Raw genomic sequence first — 23,631 nt, forward strand, 5'->3', positions numbered from 1 at the left:
TTAAGGGTAAAATACAGAAATTGTATGGTACATCGCATTATAGGATGGTCGCTACATAACCGGTTCATTGTACTGGTCTTATCGGCAGCACTGCTCATATGGGGCGTGTTTGCCGTTAAGAAAAACCCGATTGACGCCATTCCTGATTTATCGGAAAACCAGGTAATTGTTTTTACCGAGTGGATGGGGCGGGGGCCGCAATTAATTGAAGATCAAATTACGTACCCATTGGTTACCAATCTTCAAGGGCTTCCCAAGATTAAATATGTACGCGGGACTTCCATGTTTGGGATGAGTTTTATCTATGTCATCTTCAATGATGATGTAGACGTATATTGGGGACGTGAGCGCGTTCTGGAGCGGCTGAGTACGGTATCCAGATCGCTGCCAACGGGTGTCAGCCCACAGCTTGGTCCTGATGGAACAGGCGTAGGACATATCCTTTGGTACACGCTGGATGCCCCTGAAATGGATTTAGGCGAACAAAGGGCTTTGCAGGACTGGTATATCAAATTCGCTTTGCAAAATGTGGAAGGGGTAAGCGAAATTGCTTCCTTTGGTGGTTTCCAGAAACAATACCAAATCACGGTAGATCCTAATAAGCTCCTTTACTACCGCTTATCTATACCACAGGTAATGAGCGCGGTCCGCTTGAACAACAATGAATCCGGAGGAAGGAAATTTGAATTAAGTGATATAGGCTACATCATCAAGACGTCTGGGTACCTCCAATCCATCGAGGAAATTGAGAATATACCAATCAAAAACCAAGGCAGTATACCCATCAGGGTTTCTGATATAGCTTCTGTGCAGATGACGGGTGAAACCCGGCTGGGTATTTTTGACCAGGATGGGGAAGGCGAACGGGTAGGCGGCATTGTAGTGATGCGTTACGGTGAAAATGCAGCAGCTGTCATTGAGAAAGTGAAAGCAAAAATGAGCGAAGCTGCCAAAGGGTTTCCGAAAGGTGTAAAATTTGATATTGTTTATGACCGTGGAGAGCTGATCCAGGAATCGGTTGATTCTATCAAGCACACCTTAATAGAGGAAATGATCGTAGTATCACTGGTGGTAATTATTTTTCTTTTTCACTGGCGCAGTGCATTGAGCATCATCATCCAGATTCCCATTACCCTTGCTGCCAGTTTCATTTTACTGAATGCCTTTGGTATCTCATCCAACATCATGTCCTTAACAGGAATTGCCCTGGCTATCGGCGTAATCGTCGACAACGGCATCATTATGAGCGAAAATGCCTATAAGCATCTTTCTCAGCGGTATGAGCAGTGGCAGCAGGAGCAGAAAACAACATCATTATGAAATGGTTTAAGAAAAGAAAAGATAAACGGCCTGAGTGGATCTCTGAACAGGAGCGCCTGGCAATTATTGAAAAATCAAGTAAGCAGGTATCCCGGGGGGTGTTTTTTGCAACGGTCATTATTATTACCTCATTTCTTCCCGTATTTATGCTGACAGGGCAGGAAGGTAAGCTATTCCACCCCCTAGCTTATACGAAAACGTTTATTTTGATCGTGGACGCTCTGCTGGTTATTACCCTGGCGCCGGTATTAATATCTTTTATCATGAAAGGCAAGTTCCGGCCCGATCATGCTAACCCTGTAAACAGGATCCTTGAGCGTGTTTATGAGCCGGTCATAAGGGGTGTTTTGAAATGGCGTAAAACCACCCTGGCTATTAACATCATGGCACTTTTGATTACTATACCGCTGCTAGCCAGTCTAGGATCGGAGTTTATGCCGCCGCTGGATGAACAAAGTATCCTTTTTATGCCTATAACGCTGCCAGATATCTCAAATTCGGAAGCCAAAAGAATCCTGCAGGTTCAGGATAAAATCATTAAATCAGTACCTGAGGTTGATAAGGTATTAGGTAAGGCGGGAAGGGCAAGTACTGCCACTGACAATTCCCCGATCAGCATGATTGAGACGATCATCAAACTGAAACCAAAGTCAGAGTGGCGAGCCGGGATTACAAAAAAAGATATTATTACCGAGCTTGATGCCAAGCTTCAGATACCGGGCGTGATCAACGGCTGGACACAGCCTATTGTCAACCGGATCAATATGCTTTCAACTGGAATTCGTACAGATGTAGGAATAAAAGTCTATGGCCAGAATCTGGACACCATCGCTAATGTATCTGAAAGGGTCAAAAAAACACTGGAAGGCACAGCAGGTATCAGTGATCTTTACGTAGAGCCAGTAACAGGTGGTAAATACCTGGCTATCAACCCAAGAAGGGAAGATCTTAGCCGTTACGGGCTCAGCGTTGATGATGTAAACCAGGCTGTTGAATTCGCGTTAGGGGGCTCTCCGATCGGGAACACGATCGAAGGTAGAAAGCGGTTTTCTATCAGCGTCAGGCTCGCCCAGAATTACCGTAACAGTGTAGAAACCATCAAAAGGCTTCCGTTGATGTCTGCCTCCATGGGGGAAGTACCCTTGTCAGCCGTAGCTGATGTCGTCTTCGAGAACGGCCCTCCAATGATCGCTTCGGAGAACGCGATGCTTCGTGGCGCGGTATTGTTCAATGTTCGCGACCGGGACCTTGGGGGGACTGTCCAGGAAGCCATAGAAAAGATCAGTAAAACAAATGGCGTACTTCCACCGGGTTATTATTTGGAATGGAGCGGGCAGTATGAAAACCTGATCCGTGGGCAGCAGACGCTTCTGTGGATTGCGCCAATCGTGCTGCTGATCATTTTCTTTTCGCTGTATTTTGCTTTTCATTCCCTTCGGGAAGCATTTTTAAGCCTGATCACAGTCCCTTTTGCTTTGATTGGTGGGGCTTATATGATTTATTTCTGGGGAGTCAACCTCTCTGTGGCAGTAGCGGTGGGCTTCATTGCCCTGTTTGGCATTGCCGTAGAAACCGGTATCGTTATGGTCATCTATCTAAATGATGCCATGCAGCAGCTAGTCAATAAAAAAGGAAACTCTGGTGAATCAATTACTAAAGAGGACCTGCGCGAGTATGTAATCCATGGGGCCGTAAAACGTCTGCGCCCCAAGCTGATGACCGTGTGTGTATCGCTTTTTGGATTGGTGCCCGTACTTTGGGCGAATGGAGTTGGAACGGATGTGATGCAGCCTATCGTGCTGCCGATGATCGGAGGCGTGCTTACATCATCTACGCACATCTTACTGGTAACACCACTGATATTTTTAATGACAAAGGAGTATGAGCTACGTAAATACGGAAAACTACAAATCCATGATACACAACACTAATTATGTGAAATGGTTAATCGTGTTTCTGCTGCCGCTTACTACCTGGGCACAGCAGCAACCGGTACTTAGGCTAGATACGATTTTACAACGCATTGATAACAATAACCTAATGCTTCAGTCTTATGGACTCAAAGCGGACAGTTACAAACATAGCGGTGATGCAGCTACGGCATGGATGCCTCCCATGATTGGGCTGGGGACTTTTATGACCCCCTACCCCAATCAAATGATCATGGAATCGCGTGATAAGGGAAACCTGATGCTGCAGATTGAGCAGGATATACCTAACCTGTCCAAGCTGAATGCAAAAAGAAGATATATCGCTTCCCAAGGCAATGTCGAAAGGGCCAACCGAGATATTACCCTCAATGCTTATAAGGCCCAGGCAAAGCGGCTTTATTTCAACTGGCTTATTGCCCGGCAGCGTGTAGGTGTACTAGAAGAGAATGAGAAAATCATGGTAATGATGAAGAAGATTGAAGAAGTCAGGTATCCCTATAACCAGTCACAACTCGGAGGGGTTTACCGGGCAGAATCGAAAATCCTGGAAAACCAGAATATGATCCGTATGCAGGAAGGTACTATTGGGAAGGCAAGAGGATGGCTTAATAGCCTCATGAATGTAGCTGGCAACCAATACTTTGAGATTGACACCACGTACATCCCCTCCTTTCGGGCAGCCATGCACTACGATACCGCTTCACTTGCTGAGCTGCGAATGGACGTCTTTAAAATGAATGAAAGTATCAAATCAATGCAGCTGAATATTGAAAGCATGAAACAACAGAAAAAGCCGGATTTTAAAATCCGCTTTGACCATATGTACCCGCTCGACGCAATGATGCCTAATGCTTACAGCGTGATGGGAATGCTTAGTATCCCTATTGCCCCCTGGTCATCTAAAATGTACAAATCCGATATCAAAGGCATGCAGCTCAGCATCCAAGGAATGCAAAAGGAGCGTTCGGCGATGCTGGTAGAAACCCAGGGAATGCTTTATGGCATGCAATCAGAGATCGAGTCTATGCAGACCAGGGTCAGCACGATGCAAGAAAAAATCATCCCGGCCCTTCAAAAGGCGATGGACGCTTACTTTGCCAATTATCAGGAAAATAAAGCGCAGCTGCCTGTTGTGATAGACGCCTGGGAAGCCTTGACAATGATGCAAATGAATGTGCTTGACGAGAAATTGAAATTGTACGAAATGATCGTGGACTATGAGAAAGAACTATATCGGTAGCCTTTTAACGGTACTGTTATTGGCCAGTGTGGTTTTGATGGGCTGTGAAAATAAATCCGAAAAAAGTGGGCATGTGGCCCACGGGGATACAGAGCTGTATACCTGCCCGATGCACCCACAGGTAATCCAGGAAAAACCAGGCAAGTGCCCGATTTGTGGCATGGACCTGGTGGTAAAAGAAACAAATAATGAGTTGGTTGTTGACAGTAGTTTCAATGCTTTGTTAAAGCCAGTAAACGCGCAGGTGATTGCCAGTATCCCTTTGATTAATGCGGAAAGTGGCATGCGTATTTTTTCTGTACAGGCGCAAGGAGTGGTAACTTATGATAGCCGCAGCCAGGTTTCGCTATCATCACGGGTGGGTGGCCGCATTGAAAGGTTACTGATTAAATATAACTATCAGCCTGTCCGAAAAGGGCAATTGGTAATGGAGGTCTATTCTCCGGACCTGGCATCTGCCCAAAGAGAGCTTTTGATGCTCAGTAGTGACGGAAGCAGCCCGGATTTACTGCAAAAAGCCAAACAGCGCCTGATGCTGCTGGGAATAAGCCTTAGGCAAATCGAAGACATTATCAAGTCAGGAAATGTGTTATATAGGGTACCCGTTTACAGCCCGGCCAATGGATATATCCTGGAACAATCAGCCAGTTTGACACAAGCTAGCGCACCTATGGCTGCACCTTCTGGCAATGGTGGTACGGCAATGGATGAAATGGGTGGCAGCACAGCTGCTTCATCGACCCCTACTTCACCATCAGCAGTGTCTTCACCGGTGCTGCTGCGCCCTGGGCAATATATTACTGCCGGGCAGTCCTTATTTACGATTTATACATCCCAAGGGCTGATTGCAGAATTTGCGCTATCGCCTGCTATTTCTTCCCGCATCAAGCCACAACAAAAGCTGCTCTTTTATGCGGGCAATGAGAAGGAAAATATGGTCAGTGGCAAGATTGGATTGATCCAGCCGGTTCTTCGAAGTGGTGAGAGTTTCACCTTGGCCAGGGTCTATCTCAGAGGCAAAAATCTGACGCCCGGGCAACTTCTGACCGCAAGTATTCCCATCGTTTTTCAAAATGGGTTATGGCTCGACAAAAAAGCGGTCTGGCAAACCGGCAGCAAGGCTATTGTATTCAAGCAACAAGGTAAAGTGCTGCTACCCATGCACGTTAAATCCGGCGCAGTTATAGATGGTATGGTACAGATCCTCTCTGATATCCAGGATTGGAAAGTCGCGTCAAACGTATCCTATCTGATCGACAGTGAGAGCTTTATTAAGGATAACAGTATCGTTGAAAATTAAGGATATGAAAAGAAAAGAATTTTTGAGGCTTGCTACTGTCGCCTCTTTTGCTCCGGGGATGTTTCTGACGGCATGCCAAGATGATAAAAAAAAGCAAGCCGCCACAGCTGGGCAGAAGACTTATACCTGTCCTATGCATCCGCAAATAATCCAGGACAAACCAGGCAGCTGCCCCATATGTGGCATGGACCTGGTCATTTTTGATAAAAGCAGTAAGGATGCCGCTATCATATTGGGTGAGAGCCAAATAGCATTGGCCAATATAACGACGATGACAGTTGGCAGCGGCCTTTTGTCGAATTCCAAAAGACTTAATGGCCGCCTTGCTGTGAACCCAGATCAAACCGCTGTTGTATCCAGCCGTGCAGCTGGCCGTATCCAGGTGTTGTATGTCAAAGAAACCGGTGTAGCTGTATTGAAAGGACAGCCGCTTTACAAAATATACTCCGAGCAACTTTCTGCACTTCAGCAGGAATATCTGTTGGCACATGCCCAAGTGCAGCAGTTTCCTGCTGATGCTCGCTTCATAGCTATTGAAAAAGCGGCCCGGCAGAAGCTCCGGTTGTATGACCAAAGTGAAGAAGATATCCAGGGCCTAGCGGCAATGCAGAAGCAAGACCCTTTTATCACCTACAGGGCACCAATGAATGGCACTGTCTCAGAGTTATCAGTAACGGAAGGGCAGTATGTGTCTGAGGGCAGCGCGGTGCTGCGCCTTGAAGACTACTCTTCTTTATGGGTCGAAGCCGATATCTATCCAGCAGAAGCGGCAGGCATCCGTACAGGGCAAAAGGTCCAGGTCCAGGTTGCAGGCTGGGAAGACAAACCCCAGCAAATAAGGATCGATTTCATTACACCTGCCATTCAGAGTGGCAGCCAGCTGATGCAGGTCCGGGGCACTATTCCAAACCCAGCGAACCGGTGGCAGCCAGGATTGCAGGCTAATATAATCCTGCAAACCAGTGATATGATTAATGCAATGACTTTGCCTGTCGATGCGGTGATCCGTGACGCAAAAGGAACGCATGTATGGATTGAAACGAAGCCTGGCACTTTCCAGGCACGCATGGTTTTAATCGGCATGCAGAATGCTGACCTGGTTGAAATCAAGGAAGGCATTGCCAAAAATGAAAAGGTGGTTGTTACAGGTGCTTATCTTTTATACAGTGAATATGTATTAAAAAAAGGATCTGACCCAATGGCCCTACATCAACATGAGTAACCAATTTTATTAACTATAAATTTTATTAAGATGAAAAACGTAACCAAATGGGCATTGCCAGTAGCCATAGTAATTGTACTCTCCGCATGCGGCGGTAAAAATGAAGAAAGTAATACCGGTTCCCATCAGGATTCAACGGCCCATGCGCATCATGAAGGCATGGATATGGGCGGTAAAGAAACAAGTAAAGTTATATTGAAAGATGATAAGCTTAATGCAGTCTACCAGCATTACATACACCTGACCACGGCCCTAATCAATTCGGATGCAGCAGAAGCAAAAATTGCTTCCAGCGCCATCGAAGCGGGTATGGGTCAGGTCTCACAAGGGGGTGCGACGGCCAAAATAGCTTCCCAAATTACAGAGGCTAAAGGTATTGAAGCCCAAAGGGTTTTGTATTCCACCCTGAGTGACGAATTTATTCCCCTGGTTAAAAAATCCGGATTGAGCAGTGGAGAACTGTATGTGGATTTTTGCCCGATGGCTAATAAAGATAAAGGCGGATATTGGCTGTCTGCTCAAAAAGAGATTAAAAATCCATATATGGGGGATAAGATGATTTCCTGCGGAGAAGTAAAAGAGACGGTGAATTAACCGGAATGTTTAAAGTCTACCATACCAGGTTCAGGGCATTGCCCTGAACCAATTTTAATGCACCTAACAACACTTCCGATGAAACTAATCACTATACTACTATCAATAATGCCCCTGGTGGGTGTTTTCGCACAACACCAGCATGGTGGTGCTGAATCATCCAAGCCAGCGTTGGCTAAAAAACCCTTTTTGGCAAGCTCAAAAGGGGGAAGGATCGAATACCATTTATATGTAAATGACACAACTGCCAATATTAGCGGCAAACGCAAGGTTTCTGCGCTCGCTATGAATGGGCAAATCCCTGCACCAACCTTAAATTTCACCGAAGGGGACACCGCCGTAATCCATGTTCATAATCTGATGCGCCATGAAACATCGATCCATTGGCATGGTCTGCTGCTGCCCAATAAGGAGGATGGTGTTCCTTATCTGACAACAGCCCCGGTCGAGCCGGGCGGGCAGTACACATTTACCTTTCCCCTTATTCAAAGCGGAACGTTTTGGTACCATTCCCATACCATGCTCCAGGAGCAAAGTGGCTTGTATGGTTCAATCGTAATCCAGCCTAGAAAGAAAACTTATGAAGTAGAGAGGGAGTTTGTGCTTTTGTTGTCGGACTGGACCGATGAAAACCCCCGGCGTGTGCTGAATGCCTTAAAAAGGAATGACCCGGCTAGTGAGTGGTATTCAATTAAAAAAGGGTATGCCCAAAGCCTTGATAAGTTAATACAGCATAAAGGACTGGGCAACAGGCTAAAAAACGGCTGGAAGCGTATGCCGCCCATGGACCTGTCTGATGTTTACTATGCCGCATTTCTGGCAAATGGAAAACGCAAAGAAAGTATTCCGGGTTTAAAACCGGGTGATAAAGTCCGGTTACGTGTCATTAACGGCTCGGCTTCAACCTATTTTTATCTGCACGGCGGGGCAGGAAAACTCGAACTGATCTCCGCGGACGGCATTGACGTAAAGCCGATTAAAGTTGACCGGCTGCTAATGGGGATTGCAGAGACCTACGATTTTCTGCTGACTGTACCAAAAGATAAAACGATGGAGTTCAGGGCAACTGCGCAAGATGTCTCTGGATTTGCTTCCTTGTATTTAGGGAAAGGTGACACCCTGTCTGCGGCACCGATCCCCAGGCCAAACGTTTGGAATATGGATGAAATGATGATGAGCATGGCTGTTAATTTTCCTAATAGAATGAACCATTCAGCAATGGGTGAAACGGATCACAGCAAGATGAACATGGAGCCTTCAAAAAAGAAGGAACCTACTGGGAAACCAGAAAAAGGGCATGAAGGCATGGACATGAATAAAATGGACCATAGCAAAATGAACATGGAACCTTCCCAAAAGAAGGAGCCTGCTACTAAACCTGAAAAGGGGGGTGATGGCATGGACATGAGCAAAATGGACCATAGCAAAATGAACATGGAACCTTCCCAAAAGAAGGAGCCTGCTACTAAACCTGAAAAGGGGGGTGATGGCATGGACATGAATAAAATGGATCACAGCAAAATGAACATGGAGCCTTCCCAAAAGAAGGAACCTGCTACCAAACCAGAGAAAGGTCATGAAGGTATGGACATGAGCAAAATGGACCATAGCAAAATGAACATGGAGCCTTCCCAAAAGAAGGAGCCTGCGGCAAAACCAGAAAAAAAGGATGAAGGCATGGACATGAACAAAATGGACCACAGCAAAATGAACATGCAGCCTTCCCAGAAGAAGGAGCCTGCGGCAAAACCAGAAAAAGGGCAGGAGGGCATGGACATGAGCAAAATGGATCACAGCAACATGAAAGGCATGGACATGGGTAAAGCCGACTCGCTGACCATATTCAATTATGATTTATTGAGCGCCCAACAGAAAACAACCTTTGACAGCTCCAAGCCTGTTAGGACTGTCCATTTAAAACTGACTGGCAGTATGTACCGTTATGTGTGGTCTATAAATAACAAGGTACTCTCCCAGGCAGATAAGATTGGTATCAAAAAGGGCGAAGTTGTCAGGTTTGAGCTCGAAAATACCACAATGATGAACCACCCTATGCACTTGCATGGCCATTATTTCAGGGTGCTTAATAAAAACGGCGATTTTTCTCCTTTAAAACATACACTGGATGTTCCTCCAATGACAAGCATTACGATAGAGTTCGATGCAACTGAAGAGAAGGATTGGTTTTTTCACTGCCACATACTTTATCACATGATGAGTGGCATGGCGCGTATCGTAGAATATCAGGGAAGTACCCGTGATACTTCACTGGCCAGATACCCTCTCAACAAGTTACTGAAAGAGGACAAGATGTGGTTTTTTTACGGAAGCATTGCCGCCAAATCACACATGGCCGAAGCCCGTGCCAATTTTATTAATAAAAGCAATGCCATCCGCTTTGAAGGAAATTATAACTACGGGTCGCAATATGAGGCCAATATCAGTTATGAACGGTACATTGGAGACTGGCTGCGGCCTTATATTGGCTTTGGTGCTGTAAAACAGCGGTATTACAATATATTCAACGGGGAGCAAACATTTGCGCAGGATTTTGACTTGCCTGTGATTGGAGTCCGGTATACCCTGCCATTTTTCATCGATGCTGATCTGCGTGTAAATTCAAAAGGACGTGTAAGGTTTGCACTTGAAGGGGAAGAATGGCTGCTGCCCAAACTTTTTTTTAACTGGCGTATCAATACAGATAGAGAATACCATTTGGATCTGGAATATATGCTTGGTAAATACATTTCCCTATCCGGAGGCTATGATTCCAGGTACAAACTGGGTGGGGGCTTGCTACTAAGGTTCTAATCAAATGGAATACGTAATATTTCATTGTGTCATGGTTTTTTTCAAAATCTACACTACGATGCCAAGATTTTAAGGAGCTGACCATAAGATGTTTGCTGTTGGCTCAAAGTGCGTTTTTATGCCAGTTTTAAAACAAAATTAAACCGATGGAAAATCACCATAACCACGAGCATCATCCGAAGAAGCCGGCGGAAAGCATGCATTCTATACCGGAATCTGCTGATCAGCAGCATGCCCCTACACCGCAAAATGATGAGCATGCAGGCCATGACAAACATGCAGGGCATCACACAGAAGATTTTTTAAAACGCTTCTGGATCTGTATGGCCATCACTGTGCCTATTTTGTTGTTATCGCATATGATCCAGCAGATGGCCGGAATCGACTGGACCTTTCCCGGTGACCAGTATGTGCTTTTGGCACTTAGCACTGTCATCTACTTTTATGGAGGTTGGCCGTTTCTGACAGGCCTTATCAGGGAGCTTAAAAGTAAAAATTTGGGCATGATGACCCTGGTTGCAGTAGCTATAACAACTGCTTATGTGTACAGTGTGGCCGTGGTTTTCGGACTGGAAGGGATGGACTTCTTTTGGGAGCTTGCCACCCTGATTGATATCATGCTGATTGGTCATTGGCTGGAAATGAAATCCCAGATGGCTGCTTCGCAAGCCCTGGAATCGCTGGTCGCTTTGCTGCCTTCAATGGTGCATCTCGAAAAAGACAACCAGGTAACAGACATCCCTTTAAAAGACCTTCGCAGTGGTGATGTATTGCTTGTTAAACCCGGAGAAAAGATACCAGCCGATGGTGTGATTTTGGAAGGCAGTTCCTATGTGAATGAGAGTATGCTGACCGGGGAAAGCGTTCCGGTGCAGAAAAAGAAAGATGATAAAGCAATTGGAGGCGCGATTAATAGCGATGGAGTCCTAAAAATCCATGTTACCGGTGCAGGGGATGACACCTACCTGCAAAAGGTAATCAGCATGGTCAAGACGGCGCAAAGTACCAAATCCAATACGCAGAACCTGGCTGATAAGGTTGCCAAATGGTTAACGTTGGTTTCCATTACTGTTGGGGTGGTCACTTTTATTGTCTGGTATACAAACGGCCAGGATCTGGCATTTGCTTTGGAACGAATGGTTACGGTTATGGTGACTTCCTGCCCGCATGCACTAGGGGTTGCGATCCCATTGGTTATTGCTATTTCAACAACGCTTTCAGCAACGCATGGCCTTTTAATCCGGAACCGTACCGCTTTTGAGAATGCCCGCAAGCTTACAACTATTATTTTTGATAAAACCGGCACACTTACCAAAGGCTCCCATGAAATTCAGCAGATCATACCCATTGGAGATCAGTTTTCATCCGATCAGATATTGCAATATGCGGCGGCAATTCAGCAAAACTCCGAACACCATATTGCACATGGGGTCATGCGCAAGCTAAAAGAGAAAGGATTAGAGCTGTGGGCTTCTACCGATTTCAACTACATGCAGGGTATTGGCGTAACAGGTACAGTAAACGGAAAAAAAGTAGTGGCTGCCGGCCCCAATTATTTTGAACAGGAAAACAACCCTGTGCCTGCTATTCCGGATCAGGTAGACCAGGCGACCGACACAGTAAACTTTATTCTTATCGACGGTAAACCGGTAGGCCTGATCACATTTGCGGATAGTATCAGGGAAAGCGCAGCACAGGCCGTTGCTGAGCTAAAAAAGATGAATATTAAAACCTTTCTTTTGACCGGTGATAATGAGAAAATAGCGGAAGCGGTCAGTAGAAAGCTGAACATGGATGGGTATCTGGCTAATGTGTTGCCCCATCAAAAGCAGGATAAGGTTAAGGAATTTCAAGATAAGGGAGAGATTGTTGCCATGACTGGTGATGGTGTAAATGATGCGCCCGCACTCGCACAGGCCGATGTTGGCATTGCCGTTGGTTCGGGGACCGATGTGGCAGCTGAAACCGCCGATATTATCCTGGTAAACAGCGACCCTATGGATGTAGTACAAATGATCACCTTCGGTAGGGCTACTTACAGAAAAATGGTACAAAACCTGGCTTGGGCAATCGGTTATAACGTCATAGCAATCCCGTTGGCTGCCGGTGTGCTATATCCCTCTTTTATGTTAAGCCCTGCGATGGGAGCAGTCCTGATGAGTGCATCCACGATCGTGGTTGCCATTAATGCAAAGCTACTTAGGGTAAATTAAATGCTATGGTTATGACAAATCAACAATTTGATGAGTTTGTTAAGAACAGGCTGGAATCTTTCCGGCCTGTTTACCTGTGTAGGGACTGGCTTGATTTAAATGAGCGGCTGGAAAGAAGGAACAAAATACCAAAAGTCTTTTTATACAGCCGGTCGAAATAAACGCAATCGGTCAAGATAAGATCAGCCACCACTTTCTCAGTAAGTTGGCTGCACTAAACGTCTTCTGATGAAGTTGAATTCACAAAAATATGCACACCTAATAGCTAATTGTGTAATAAAATCTTATGTGCTTCAGCTTAGTTTTGTATAAATAAATCAAGACAATGGAAGCACTTATTTCAGATAATTCAAGCATTAAAAAAGCTTCGGATAAATATATAAAGAAAACCTTTCCGGTCCTTGGAATGACCTGCGCGGCCTGCGCGGTAAGTGTGGAAAGCATGCTTAAATCCGCCAAGGGAGTCCACGATGCTGGCGTTAATTATGCCAATCAGACAGCTTGGGCTGAATATGACCAGACCGTTAAGCCTGTTGACTTACAGAATCTAATCCGCTCTGTTGGTTACGATCTGATTGTTGATTCGCAAGACCCACAGCAAGAGCAGCAAGATGCTCAGCTCAGTCACTATAAGCAGTTAAAAAGACGTACGCTCTGGGCTGCCCTTCTTTCTTTTCCGATTGTCGTAATTGGGATGTTCTTTATGGACGCGCTGCCTTACGGCAACTGGATTATGATGGCCCTTTCAGCGCCAGTGGTATTTTATCTTGGACGAAGCTTTTTTATGAATGCCTTCAAGCAGGCCACGCATGGAAAAGCCAATATGGATACCCTGGTGGCGCTAAGTACTGGGATTGCTTTTGTGTTTAGTGCCTTTAACACCATCTATCCTGAATTCTGGCATAACAGGGGCTTGCATGCTCACGTATATTATGAAGCAGCAGCTGTTGTCATTGCATTTATTTCCCTTGGAAAACTATTGGAAGAAAAGGCAAAGTCCAATACTTCGTCTGCGATAAAGAAATTGATAGGCTTGCAACCTAAAACGGTCAGGGCTATTGTCAATGGTGTAGAGCAGGAAATATCAATCGCGGCAGTAAAGGTTGGTGATATCCTGCTGGTCAGGCCTGGCGAAAAAATCCCGGTTGATGGAGTTGTGACAGATGGAAGCTCATTTGTGGATGAAAGCATGATCAGCGGGGAGCCCGTGGCAGTGGAAAAAAGCCAGGGAGAACAAGTATTTGCAGGGACAATTAATCAGAAGGGTAGCTTTCAATTTAAAGCCCAGAAAGTAGGGGGTGATACAATCCTTGCCCAGATTATCAGGATGGTCCAGGACGCTCAGGGAAGTAAAGCTCCGGTTCAAAAGCTTGTGGACAAGATAGCCGGTATATTCGTGCCAGTCGTGATCGGTGTTGCTGCGCTGACTTTTCTGACCTGGATGCTGGTTGGATCAGAAAACGCTTTTACACATGCATTACTTACTTCTGTGACAGTGCTGGTAATTGCGTGCCCGTGCGCCCTTGGGCTTGCAACACCTACCGCAATCATGGTAGGTATTGGAAAAGGCGCAGAAAATAACATCCTAATTAAAGATGCCGAAAGTCTTGAGCTAGGCCATAAGGTAAATGCGGTTATTCTGGATAAAACAGGCACAATTACTGAGGGCAAGCCCATTGTCACAGACATTTCTTGGAATGTAATAAACGGTGATCAAAGGTTATACAAACAAATCTTGCATGCTATGGAGGCTCAATCTGAGCATCCATTAGCAGAAGCGGTAGTTGTTAGCCTCAAAGAAGATAGTTTCGAAGCCCTGCGTTTGGAGAAATTTGAAAGTATAACCGGTTTGGGAGTAAGCTCATTTTATCAGGGGACCCGGTATTTTATCGGCAATCGCAAACTAATGGAGCTAAATACAATCAGCATAAACAATCAACTTTCCCTTGAAGCAGAACAATGGCAGCACCAGGCCAAAACGGTAATTTTCTTTGCAGACTCCAAGCAGGTACTAGCCATCATAGCCATTGCCGATAAAATCAAACTTACTTCACGTCAGGCCATTGAAACGCTGCAAAACCGCGGCATTCAGGTTTATATGCTTACTGGTGACAATAAACAAACGGCAGCTGCGGTAGCAGAGCAGGTAGGTTTGAAACACTACAGAGCAGACGTAATGCCTTCACAAAAAGCAGAGTTCGTAAAACAGCTGCAAGCAGAAGGAAAAATTGTAGCCATGGTTGGCGACGGGATCAATGACAGTCATGCCCTGGCGCAGGCAGATGTTAGCATTGCCATGGGCAAAGGATCAGACATTGCTATGGACGTAGCAAAGATGACACTAATTACATCTGATTTGAACATGGTGCCCAAAGCATTACGGCTTTCAGCTAAAACAGTTAAAACTATAAAACAGAATCTTTTCTGGGCCTTTATCTACAACCTGATCGGTATACCTCTTGCAGCAGGTCTGTTGTATCCTGTCAACGGCTTCTTACTGGATCCAATGATTGCAGGAGCAGCAATGGCGCTTAGTTCAGTTTCTGTTGTAAGCAATAGTTTGAGATTGAAAGCAGCAAAACTTTAGTATTTATAAGCAAGTTTAGTAGTGTGATTATATAATTCAAATAACAACCAATGGAATCTTTAAAATTTAAAACTAATATCAAATGTGGTGGATGTGTAGCAAAAGTCACACCAGGCTTAAATGAAACCGCCGGGGTCGATCAATGGGAAGTGGATATCAACAATCCGGAAAAAATCCTGACTGTAAATAGTGACGGTAACGGAGATCAAATCATCTCAGCTGTGAAGGATGCGGGTTTTGTGATTGAGAAGATCGACTAACCCTATTATCAATATCCAGGCGCTGTTGGCATAGTTGTTTTAAAGTTATGGGGCTGATCGGAAACTATATTAACTCTTAATTTAAAATGACAAACCCATGAAACCAGCGTACAAAATTCTAGGGCTTGCGGCCATGATGGCCTTTTCAACTGCATGCTCCGATGACGATGATGACAACAAAATTGCCATCCAGGCTCATGACGATAATCAAATGATGACCGTTATGCACGACATGATGGATGAGATGCAAACCATGAAGCCCACCCAGGATCCTGATATTGATTTTGCTGCCATGATGAAAATGCATCATATGGGTGCCATTGATATGGCCAAACTGGAATTAGCATCTGGAAGCAACAGCGAAATGAAAGCCAAAGCACAAGCGATCATCGATGCACAACAAAAAGAAATAGCTCAGCTAGATTCGTTTTTGACCAAGGCTACACCTACAACCATGAACATGGACTTCCATATGAAAATGATGGAGGGAATGGACCGGATGGGAAAACAATCTGATCTGCAAATCATCAACGGCAACATAGATCAGGACTTTGCCACATTGATGATAGAACATCACAAAAGCGCCACTGAGATGGCACAGATGCACTTATCGATGGGCAAGAACGCAGATCTTAAAGAAATGTCTTCTATGATCATCCAGGAGCAGAACAAAGAAATAGCCGATTTCCAGACCTGGCTATTGGCTAACAGAAATAACTAATCACCAATCTAACCTTAAATTTTATGGCACATCAACAATTTAAAGAATGTATCGATGCCTGCGTGGCATGCGCTATTGCTTGCAGCCACTGCGCGACTGAATGTTTAAAAGAAGAGCAGGTAGAACATATGGCAAGGTGCATCCAGCTTGATTTAGAGTGCGCTGCTATCTGCCGAAGTGCAGCTGAAGTGATGAGCCTTGGTAGCAGTTTTAGTGCGCATCTATGCCGGGTTTGTGCAGACGCTTGTAATGCGTGTGCCGATGAATGTGAAAAACACGCAGAGATGGGTATGGATCATTGCCGTGAGTGTGCAGAAGCTTGCCGGAACTGCGCCCAGGCTTGTGAAAAAATGGCTACGTCAGTTTAAAGTACTGGAAAATAGTAAATACAGCGACTATGTAATTTGGCTAAATTGACCAGAGTACACAGTTGCTGTAATTATTGGGCTGGCGTTATTTTCATACCAATAAATGACAAAACGAAAGCATAATGCTGTCATAAAATCTTAGTTAACTGCTACCAACAATGCAAGGTGCAGTTTACAATCTTTGACCAGATCAAAAAACTTGCAACAAGTTTATCGAAATACAGAATGAGGTAAAAAAAATGAGAGTGTCTACAAGACACACCCCCATTTTTCTGAAATTAAAAAATCATGAAATTGGATCACTATGACCTTGCTCATGACTTTGAATATGATGTTCGGCTGCAGCGTTTGCATGGTGGTCTGCCAAAGTATGGTGACCAAAAGCCAAATAAGCTTCATGTGCTTCTTGCTCGTGCTCCCCCGATTCATGCAGCTGTTGAGCCTTTTGATGGTGCTTGGCAGCCTCACCAAAATGGTAAGCTGCTTCTTTATGATGATTATGTTCCATGAGATATAAGTTTTAAGGCTGTAGCTAAAAAACTATGCCCAAACAAAGAATCTCTATTGCCGTAACTTAGCTTGAAGTGGTAGCAAAATAACATTTGGCAGTAAACGCAATTTCACGGGTATGACTGTTCAAAAGTTTAAAAATAATATTCGGTGGAAGCTGCCTCCAAGGAACTTTGGTAGTGAGAGAAACCCGCAATAAAAACTATTGGGTGAGTGAGCAAACAGAACTCCTGCCATCAGGGTGAACTCTTCACAGATGATAGCTCAGTATGGCCTGACTCTCGTCAAGATTAATAATTTGGGAAGAGCAGCAATAGCCGGAAAACAGGATGATCAATATAAATTCAACCTTCGCAACCTTGGCTTAACAGTCCATATATGCATGATGGGCATACCCTGCATTTTAAGAAATACACAGACAGGGTTCGAAATCTAAAAAATCAGCCCCTAAAACTGATCACAAAATGGCAAAAAAGCATTTCCATATTAAAAGAACAAAGGCTTTAAGCGGACTCCGGTTTTATCCATTTGAAGAGATGGGGAAGGAATTTTAACCGAATTGGCCATAAAACAAAGTGTCCTTAAAATTTTGCTGCGTGTTTTAATTTTGGTCAGGTCAATATCCATAGATACATAGTATTGCCGATAGGGATCAAAGCCCAGCTGCTGACTACGGTTTTTTTGCGCAGATACCATATTATTAATACCATAACCGACTGAAAAACAAAGCCAGGCAGGCCATGATGTATTTGCTCCAAAAGATCGGGGGCTAAATGAAAGCCAGTATGTTTGACCATTATAATCCTTAAGCCATCGTTGGGAGTAAGTAGAACCTAAAAGTTCCGGTCGCATGGCTGCCAGTGAAGTATATTGAAATGAGAATTTGGGTTGAATACGGATTTCATCCCACAGCGCTATCTGGCCCAGATATACAACTGAGCCAAAAACATTGGCAACCATATCCCCGGGCGAAAAGCCGTATTCGGGCGAAAATCCGTCCAGGATTTCTATTGGTGTCTGAAAAAGCACCCCGGATATTGCCCCATAAATCAAAATCTGCTTTTTACTCAATCCAGCCTTTTGGTAAAGTGCAGCTGTGTGGCGTGCAATCTGATAGGATGTATAAAAGTGACCAACTTTGTCAATCTGCAGCCAGTCACGGCTATCATCCTGGATTCTAAATTTGGTAAGCGGGTCTTTATACCATGATTTACTAAGTCCATAAATACTGCCGGCATAGACAGCCGATTGACCTGCAAATATTGCACGCAATAAAACATAATTTGGCCTTTTTGTGCTATCACCTTCATCATGAACCTTTTCGGCCTGGGCATTCACGATTGGTAAGACCAGGATAAAAAGCATCACAGACATCACCAAGCCACAACGTATAATTTTTGAACAGTTAGTAAAACTCATTTTTCAACTATATCCAATAAAATTCTTAAAATTTCAGGTGAACCTTTTAATCTTCACCGTTTTCGTGCTTGACACTTACAGGCTTATCCCCGAAGGATCTCGCCTGTAATTTTATTACTTTATACGCAACTCTTTACCATAAATACTCGTAGAAAGCTAAAATGAATGGTATGCGCGAGTTTAATCTGCCGACTCTGCGGTTGCCCGCAGGGCCCAAAGAGGCCGTAAGATTTAAAATCTGTTGTTCAAACAGTTTGTAACTAATCTATGGACATATGCCTTTGGTGTGAAACCACACATCAGGCAAGGTTAAGAGCTATCTATCTCTGATTTAAACAACCCAAAGTCGAACAGTCTTTATCAATCGATAACAGGTACAGGTCAAAATACGGGTGAGCTTGATAAATTCAATATTAACTGATAAGTGATTGATGGGTGTTTGCACACTGAGCTTGCTGAAAAACCGGCATCATGACAGGCTCCGGAACAGTGGTTGGATCAAGCAAGAAAAACTCTGAGGACCTTTCGAAAATATCCACACAATATGACAGAGTTACCAGATGACGAATTGGATAAGCTCTTCAGGAAGTCAATGAACGAGCTAAATCCTAATTTTGAGCAAGACAACTGGAACGCTTTAAGCAAGCGCTTGGATGATGCAAACCGAAAAACCGATCTCCATCGCATTTTTAAATGGCCGCTGCTTAGAATTTTTACAGTGCTGGTTATTATAGGGGCACTGTATTACTCGTATAGCGATGAAAAACGTGACCCTCCGAAGCCCGCCAAAGTTTCTGCAAATAGCTTAGCGTCATCCAAAGCAGATAAAAAAGATCCAAAAACCAATAAGGGTTTTCAGAAGTCTAATAATGCCATAAGTCGCAACTCAAAGTTGGTAACAAAAGACACGTTAGTATCCAGATCAGTAAGAAGAAGTGATATTGATGCGGCAGATATATTAGCCGCTGAATCCAAAGTTATTGACTCAAACGTCCCTGGTGAAAATTTTACAGTACCAATCCCCAGTGTTGCCAAAAAAAGATTATTGCATAATTTACAACCAAAACCGCTAATCAAGCTGGCATACAACCAAAAGCCTATTGTCCAGCAAGTGGAAGCGGTTACTATTTATACGGCCAACCAAGACTTGCCTAAAACTGATCAACCAAAGATGGGCATCAGCGTAAATGATACCGTATTCACTATACAAAATCAAGAAAGGCCCAAACCTTCAATACCTATAAGTATCATAGATAACCACCTCTCTATTAGCAACGTTAGATTAAATTTTCCATCAATAGAACATCCAAAAAGCGAGGAATTCGAGCAGGAAGCTGGCCCGGCACCAACTAGCCAATTCGTAAATAGGCTGGCTTTTTATTTTGGCTACTCTCCGGATCTTAGTGCGGTGAAGATCAAAAACCTTGCAAAGCCTGGCTTCGCCGTTTTTTTGATGGCCGAGTATTCTATCTCAAATCGAATGTATTTTCAGCTAGGATTGGCAAGAAGTAAAAAAATATACAATGCCCAGGCTGGTGAATATACCTGGCCTTCCAATTGGAAGCAAAAAATCTTGCCTACCAGTGTAGATGGAACATGCAAAATGCTGGAAATCCCTTTTAACCTGAGATTTGACATTACCCAAAAAAAACTTTCACGATGGTTTGTTACAGCGGGCGTTTCATCTTATTATATGGCTAACGAAAAATATGTATACAACTACCCTCCTTACAGTACAAATATTAAATGGTATGATTATCAAGTAAAGACCGGATGGTATTTGCTGAGCCATGCTAATGTATCAGTCGGTTATCAATATAGGCTTTCCAAAAAACTTTTCTTAATTGCAGAACCTTATGCGAGAATCCCTGTAAAAAAAGTTGGTTACGGAAAAATCAATTTAACGACAACCGGGGTTTGGCTATCGGTGAGATACATTCCGGTATTCAACTAGCTCGGTATACAGACTTTTTTGTTAACCTTTAAATCAGGTACAAAAACGGCTTGGCAGCGTCCGCACCATAGGTATAAACCATAAAAACGACGATTGTTCTAAAAATGCTTCTAAATAAAAAAATATCGGTTTTCTCCTTTATTAAACAAATTAGCTTTGATATTTCCGTAATACTTTTCTATGCTATACTGGTTGCAACTGCTGACCAATACGGAGTACTTGCCCAAATATCTGTACCCTTGGGAGTTTCAGCCATCATTGGTACAGCACTATCGCTGCTGCTTGCATTCAGAACAGCCCAGGCATATGAAAGATGGTGGGAGGCCAGAATAGTCTGGGGAGCAATTGTAAATGATTCAAGAACATTGATCAGACAAGTAAAGCAGTTTGTCACAGATAACCCGGATGGGAAAAAGTCTGTGGAATCATTTGCGTACCGCCAGATCATTTGGTGTTATGCGCTAGGTGAGTCGCTACGCCGATTGCCTTTCTCCCAAAAGGTGCAGCAATACTTGACTGAGCAGAACATTGTAGAAATTAATATCCCAAATGGTATTCTAAACCGGCACAGTATCGAACTTTCACAGCTACAGATCGGGGATTACAAACAAGTACAACTTGATTCGACTTTAAGCCGCCTGTGCGATGCCATGGGAAAATGTGAGCGAATTAAAAATACAATATTTCCGAAATCATATAGTTTGCTAGTCCATTTTTTAATCTATGTTTTTGCAACACTATTACCATTTGGCCTGGATGACAAATATTATCTTGTTGAGATTTTTGTAACTGCATTGATTCCCATCATATTTATAGCAATTGAGCGTACAGCTATTATACTCCAGGACCCTTTTGAAAATGTACCAACCGACACGCCGGTAACAACTATTGCCACAACCATTGAAATCAATATCAAAGAGCTAATAGGCGATAAAAACTTACCGACCCAAGAGGCTCCTACATCTTTTTTTGTCATGTAAAGCACTAACTATCTGCATAAAATTACAGATCAAGTTATAACCCAGGCCAGATGATCATTTAGGGTATAAGGCCGTTTGGGTTGTCTGATCTTCCCTTTTATAATTCAAAACAGTGATGAAGGCATTCCAGATAATAATAATATGATCATGCAATTCAAATTAACCATAGCACAAAACTATTTCCTATTTTTGTCAGACATTAAAGCAGGTCAATTATAAACCTTAAAATTTTAAGTCCTTTGACCGGCTTATCTGCTTTTTTTGACAGCAGGTAAGCTGGCAAAGGCGCCAATGCTCCCATTGACCCATTTAGCTCACTATCGTAGTAAGTCTATCAATGGTAGTTTTTTTACTGTTCAGACACTAAATCGATAGTTGAATGGACCTAATTATAAGCTGATAATTAAATTATTTGCTAAACTAGCTATAATCAATATCTTCACTTAACTATTCAAGTACTTACCCTTAAAGTCAGCTCTATACCATCGTCATTTTTCTGATGGAATTGCAGCTGATTTTTTCTTGGATGCAAAGCTAAAAATACGTCGAAAAACCAAACTGGAAACCCGCAGTTTGCGAGGCCGGATTTCTTAATAAATCTGTATGCCGTTCATACCGGTAATTTGCCCTGATGACTGTTTGCGCAGATGGCCTGAAGCTGATCGCCGGGACCAACGCATACATATGATCCGCTATCCTGAGCCCAAGCTCCTGAAAATTCCCAACATTGTAATCGGCATATTCCAGGCGGAGCGCAACATTGAGCACACTTTCAGACCAGCCGAGCATTTTGCCTTTTTTTATGGGCTGGACGATATCCAAAAAACCGCCTTGCTGGCGGTTGCCAAATTGCTGGATATAGGTATCGGGAACATCCACATATGCCCAAACCCATTCACCGTTCAGGTAGGTGTCTTTCAGAATAGTTGAATTGATATCCAGGGCAATAAAGTTAAGTTGCCTTTTCTTGTCAAGGATAATCCCGTCGTCTTTAAACTTGTTATAGACGCCCCCCATCCACGACAGCCCAATTTCGGCGACCTTTCTATGTTTAACGGCCATTTTGACGGTCTTCAATGGGACACCATTAAAGCTTTCTTCGAACCTGTCCCCATTGGCCTTACTGGCCGGAAACCAGGTCCGGTTCTGATTATTATTAATAATATTGTCATCGAACCCGTTGGAAAGATAAGCCTCATAGGCCCAAACCCAGTCCTTTCGGGAATACTTGCCGAACACCCCAAAGCCCACATTGCTCCACGTACTGGGAATGATGGTTGTCGATGAAACAGGCCGGCTGACAAATTCCCATTTGGGGCCATCATGGTTTTGGTTGAAAGAGCCGATCGGGTTCATGATCACCCCGCCACGCAAATTAAATAGCGGATTGAATTCCAGGTCTAATGCAGCAAATTCGATATTGATTTCCCGGCCTCCTTCTTCAAATTCAATTTCAGTCATGAACTTGATGCGCTGCCGGATACTTGCCGACATAAACATCGTTAGCCGTGGCAATTGAAAAGAAAGGCCATCACTTATCCCATCGGTGCTAAAATAGCTGCTATTGGCTTCCAGGTACCCGCCCAGTGAAACCGGCAACTTTCCCATTTGCAAGAACGGCCGGTTGTAAACAGCATCCATATTCAGTTTCAGCTTACTGGAATCCTGCTTGACACGGGTAAAGAAAAAACTTGTATCGGTTTGCCCGTAAAGGACCTGGCAAAAAAAGAGCAGATAAAGGGAAAATAATTGTTTCTTCATGCCAATAGAATGTATACCGAGTTTTCATCACTGCGGACGTTGAATTTTCGTAAATCCTCTTTTGCAGGACCCTTGGTCACTTTTCCACTGCGGTCGTATTCACTGCCGTGTGCAGAGCATGAAAGCGAGTCACCGTGCACGCTGACTTCATTGCCCTGATGGCTGCATTTAAGCCAAACTGCGGTGTATTTGTCATTACCATCATCATAGACGGCCACAGGGAATTTCAGGTTTTCCACATTGACGACCACAACCTGACGCGCTATTTTCTCCCCTGATTTTTTTGTTTGAAAAAACGAATCCTTGGGAAAATAAATCGTCTTGTCCGAAACTGTGCCTTGAACCGAATAGACGCTGGCACAGCCGGTCAGCGAAAGCGTTGCAGTTGAGAATCCAAGGCAAGAAATGCCGCACGCCTTAATGAATTGTTTTCTGTCCAT

Annotated in this window: 18 protein-coding genes; 14 read left to right on the forward strand and 4 right to left on the reverse strand. The window is 43.9% G+C overall.

Features of this window, described 5'->3' with window-relative positions; all coding sequences use genetic code 11:
- The first annotated feature begins 24 nt into the window (after nucleotides 1-24).
- The 12 genes from FEN17_RS27805 to FEN17_RS28070 all read left to right on the forward strand — a co-directional run bounded on the left by FEN17_RS27805 (nucleotide 25) and on the right by FEN17_RS28070 (nucleotide 16,567).
- Nucleotides 25-1,320 (forward strand): efflux RND transporter permease subunit, encoded by a 1,296-nt coding sequence (locus tag FEN17_RS27805; protein WP_138368452.1) that lies wholly within the window; start codon nucleotides 25-27, stop codon nucleotides 1,318-1,320.
- Entirely contained in the window at nucleotides 1,317-3,251 is a 1,935-nt protein-coding gene (locus FEN17_RS27810; RefSeq protein WP_138368492.1) for an efflux RND transporter permease subunit, read from the forward strand. Before FEN17_RS27805 ends, FEN17_RS27810 begins: the two co-directional genes overlap by 4 nt.
- A complete protein-coding gene (locus FEN17_RS26515; RefSeq protein WP_205748192.1) occupies nucleotides 3,235-4,491 on the forward strand; it encodes a TolC family protein in 1,257 nt (418 codons plus the stop codon). Before FEN17_RS27810 ends, FEN17_RS26515 begins: the two co-directional genes overlap by 17 nt.
- Nucleotides 4,469-5,791, forward strand: a complete 1,323-nt coding sequence (locus FEN17_RS26520; RefSeq protein ID WP_138368454.1) for a heavy metal-binding domain-containing protein — start codon at nucleotides 4,469-4,471, stop codon at nucleotides 5,789-5,791. The genes FEN17_RS26515 and FEN17_RS26520 overlap by 23 nt, the downstream gene beginning before the upstream one ends.
- 4 nt (nucleotides 5,792-5,795) lie before the next feature.
- Nucleotides 5,796-7,013 (forward strand): efflux RND transporter periplasmic adaptor subunit, encoded by a 1,218-nt coding sequence (locus tag FEN17_RS26525; RefSeq protein WP_138368455.1) that lies wholly within the window; start codon nucleotides 5,796-5,798, stop codon nucleotides 7,011-7,013.
- Between the two features lie 30 nt (nucleotides 7,014-7,043).
- Entirely contained in the window at nucleotides 7,044-7,607 is a 564-nt protein-coding gene (locus FEN17_RS26530) for a DUF3347 domain-containing protein (protein ID WP_138368456.1), read from the forward strand.
- Nucleotides 7,608-7,685: 78 nt separating this feature from the next.
- Nucleotides 7,686-10,418, forward strand: a complete 2,733-nt coding sequence (locus FEN17_RS26535) for a multicopper oxidase domain-containing protein (RefSeq protein WP_171038009.1) — start codon at nucleotides 7,686-7,688, stop codon at nucleotides 10,416-10,418.
- 146 nt (nucleotides 10,419-10,564) lie between these two features.
- The gene (locus FEN17_RS26540) at nucleotides 10,565-12,631 is read left to right on the forward strand and encodes a heavy metal translocating P-type ATPase (protein WP_138368458.1); all 2,067 of its coding nucleotides are present in this window, start codon (nucleotides 10,565-10,567) and stop codon (nucleotides 12,629-12,631) included.
- Nucleotides 12,632-12,956: 325 nt separating this feature from the next.
- Entirely contained in the window at nucleotides 12,957-15,218 is a 2,262-nt protein-coding gene (locus FEN17_RS26545) for a heavy metal translocating P-type ATPase (RefSeq protein ID WP_138368459.1), read from the forward strand.
- Between the two features lie 50 nt (nucleotides 15,219-15,268).
- Entirely contained in the window at nucleotides 15,269-15,478 is a 210-nt protein-coding gene (locus FEN17_RS26550; protein WP_138368460.1) for a heavy-metal-associated domain-containing protein, read from the forward strand.
- Between the two features lie 97 nt (nucleotides 15,479-15,575).
- A complete protein-coding gene (locus FEN17_RS26555) occupies nucleotides 15,576-16,199 on the forward strand; it encodes a DUF305 domain-containing protein (protein ID WP_138368461.1) in 624 nt (207 codons plus the stop codon).
- A 23-nt stretch (nucleotides 16,200-16,222) separates the two neighbouring features.
- Nucleotides 16,223-16,567 carry a four-helix bundle copper-binding protein gene (locus FEN17_RS28070; protein WP_138368462.1) on the forward strand — a complete coding sequence of 115 codons (345 nt, stop codon included), beginning with the start codon at nucleotides 16,223-16,225 and terminating at the stop codon, nucleotides 16,565-16,567.
- 286 nt (nucleotides 16,568-16,853) lie between these two features.
- On the opposite strand, the gene FEN17_RS26565 is transcribed toward FEN17_RS28070, so the two are convergent.
- The gene (locus FEN17_RS26565) at nucleotides 16,854-17,075 is read right to left on the reverse strand and encodes a hypothetical protein (protein WP_138368463.1); all 222 of its coding nucleotides are present in this window, start codon (nucleotides 17,073-17,075) and stop codon (nucleotides 16,854-16,856) included.
- A gap of 488 nt (nucleotides 17,076-17,563) precedes the next feature.
- The gene (locus tag FEN17_RS26570) at nucleotides 17,564-18,496 is read right to left on the reverse strand and encodes a DUF2279 domain-containing protein (RefSeq protein ID WP_229209009.1); all 933 of its coding nucleotides are present in this window, start codon (nucleotides 18,494-18,496) and stop codon (nucleotides 17,564-17,566) included.
- Between the two features lie 544 nt (nucleotides 18,497-19,040).
- Between FEN17_RS26570 and FEN17_RS26575 the strand changes: the two genes are divergently transcribed.
- Together FEN17_RS26575 and FEN17_RS26580 are read left to right on the forward strand one after the other, a co-directional pair.
- A complete protein-coding gene (locus FEN17_RS26575) occupies nucleotides 19,041-20,450 on the forward strand; it encodes a porin family protein (protein ID WP_138368464.1) in 1,410 nt (469 codons plus the stop codon).
- Between the two features lie 104 nt (nucleotides 20,451-20,554).
- A complete protein-coding gene (locus FEN17_RS26580) occupies nucleotides 20,555-21,430 on the forward strand; it encodes a bestrophin family protein (protein ID WP_138368465.1) in 876 nt (291 codons plus the stop codon).
- A 534-nt stretch (nucleotides 21,431-21,964) separates the two neighbouring features.
- Here FEN17_RS26580 and FEN17_RS26585 read toward each other — a convergent pair.
- Together FEN17_RS26585 and FEN17_RS26590 are read right to left on the reverse strand one after the other, a co-directional pair.
- A complete protein-coding gene (locus tag FEN17_RS26585; RefSeq protein ID WP_138368466.1) occupies nucleotides 21,965-23,191 on the reverse strand; it encodes a hypothetical protein in 1,227 nt (408 codons plus the stop codon).
- On the reverse strand, nucleotides 23,188-23,631 hold the full coding sequence (locus FEN17_RS26590) for a QcrA and Rieske domain-containing protein (RefSeq protein WP_138368467.1): 444 nt from the start codon (nucleotides 23,629-23,631) through the stop codon (nucleotides 23,188-23,190). Before FEN17_RS26590 ends, FEN17_RS26585 begins: the two co-directional genes overlap by 4 nt.

The organism is Dyadobacter luticola (assembly GCF_005860805.1).
Taxonomy (GTDB): Bacteria; Bacteroidota; Bacteroidia; order Cytophagales; family Spirosomataceae; genus Dyadobacter; species Dyadobacter luticola.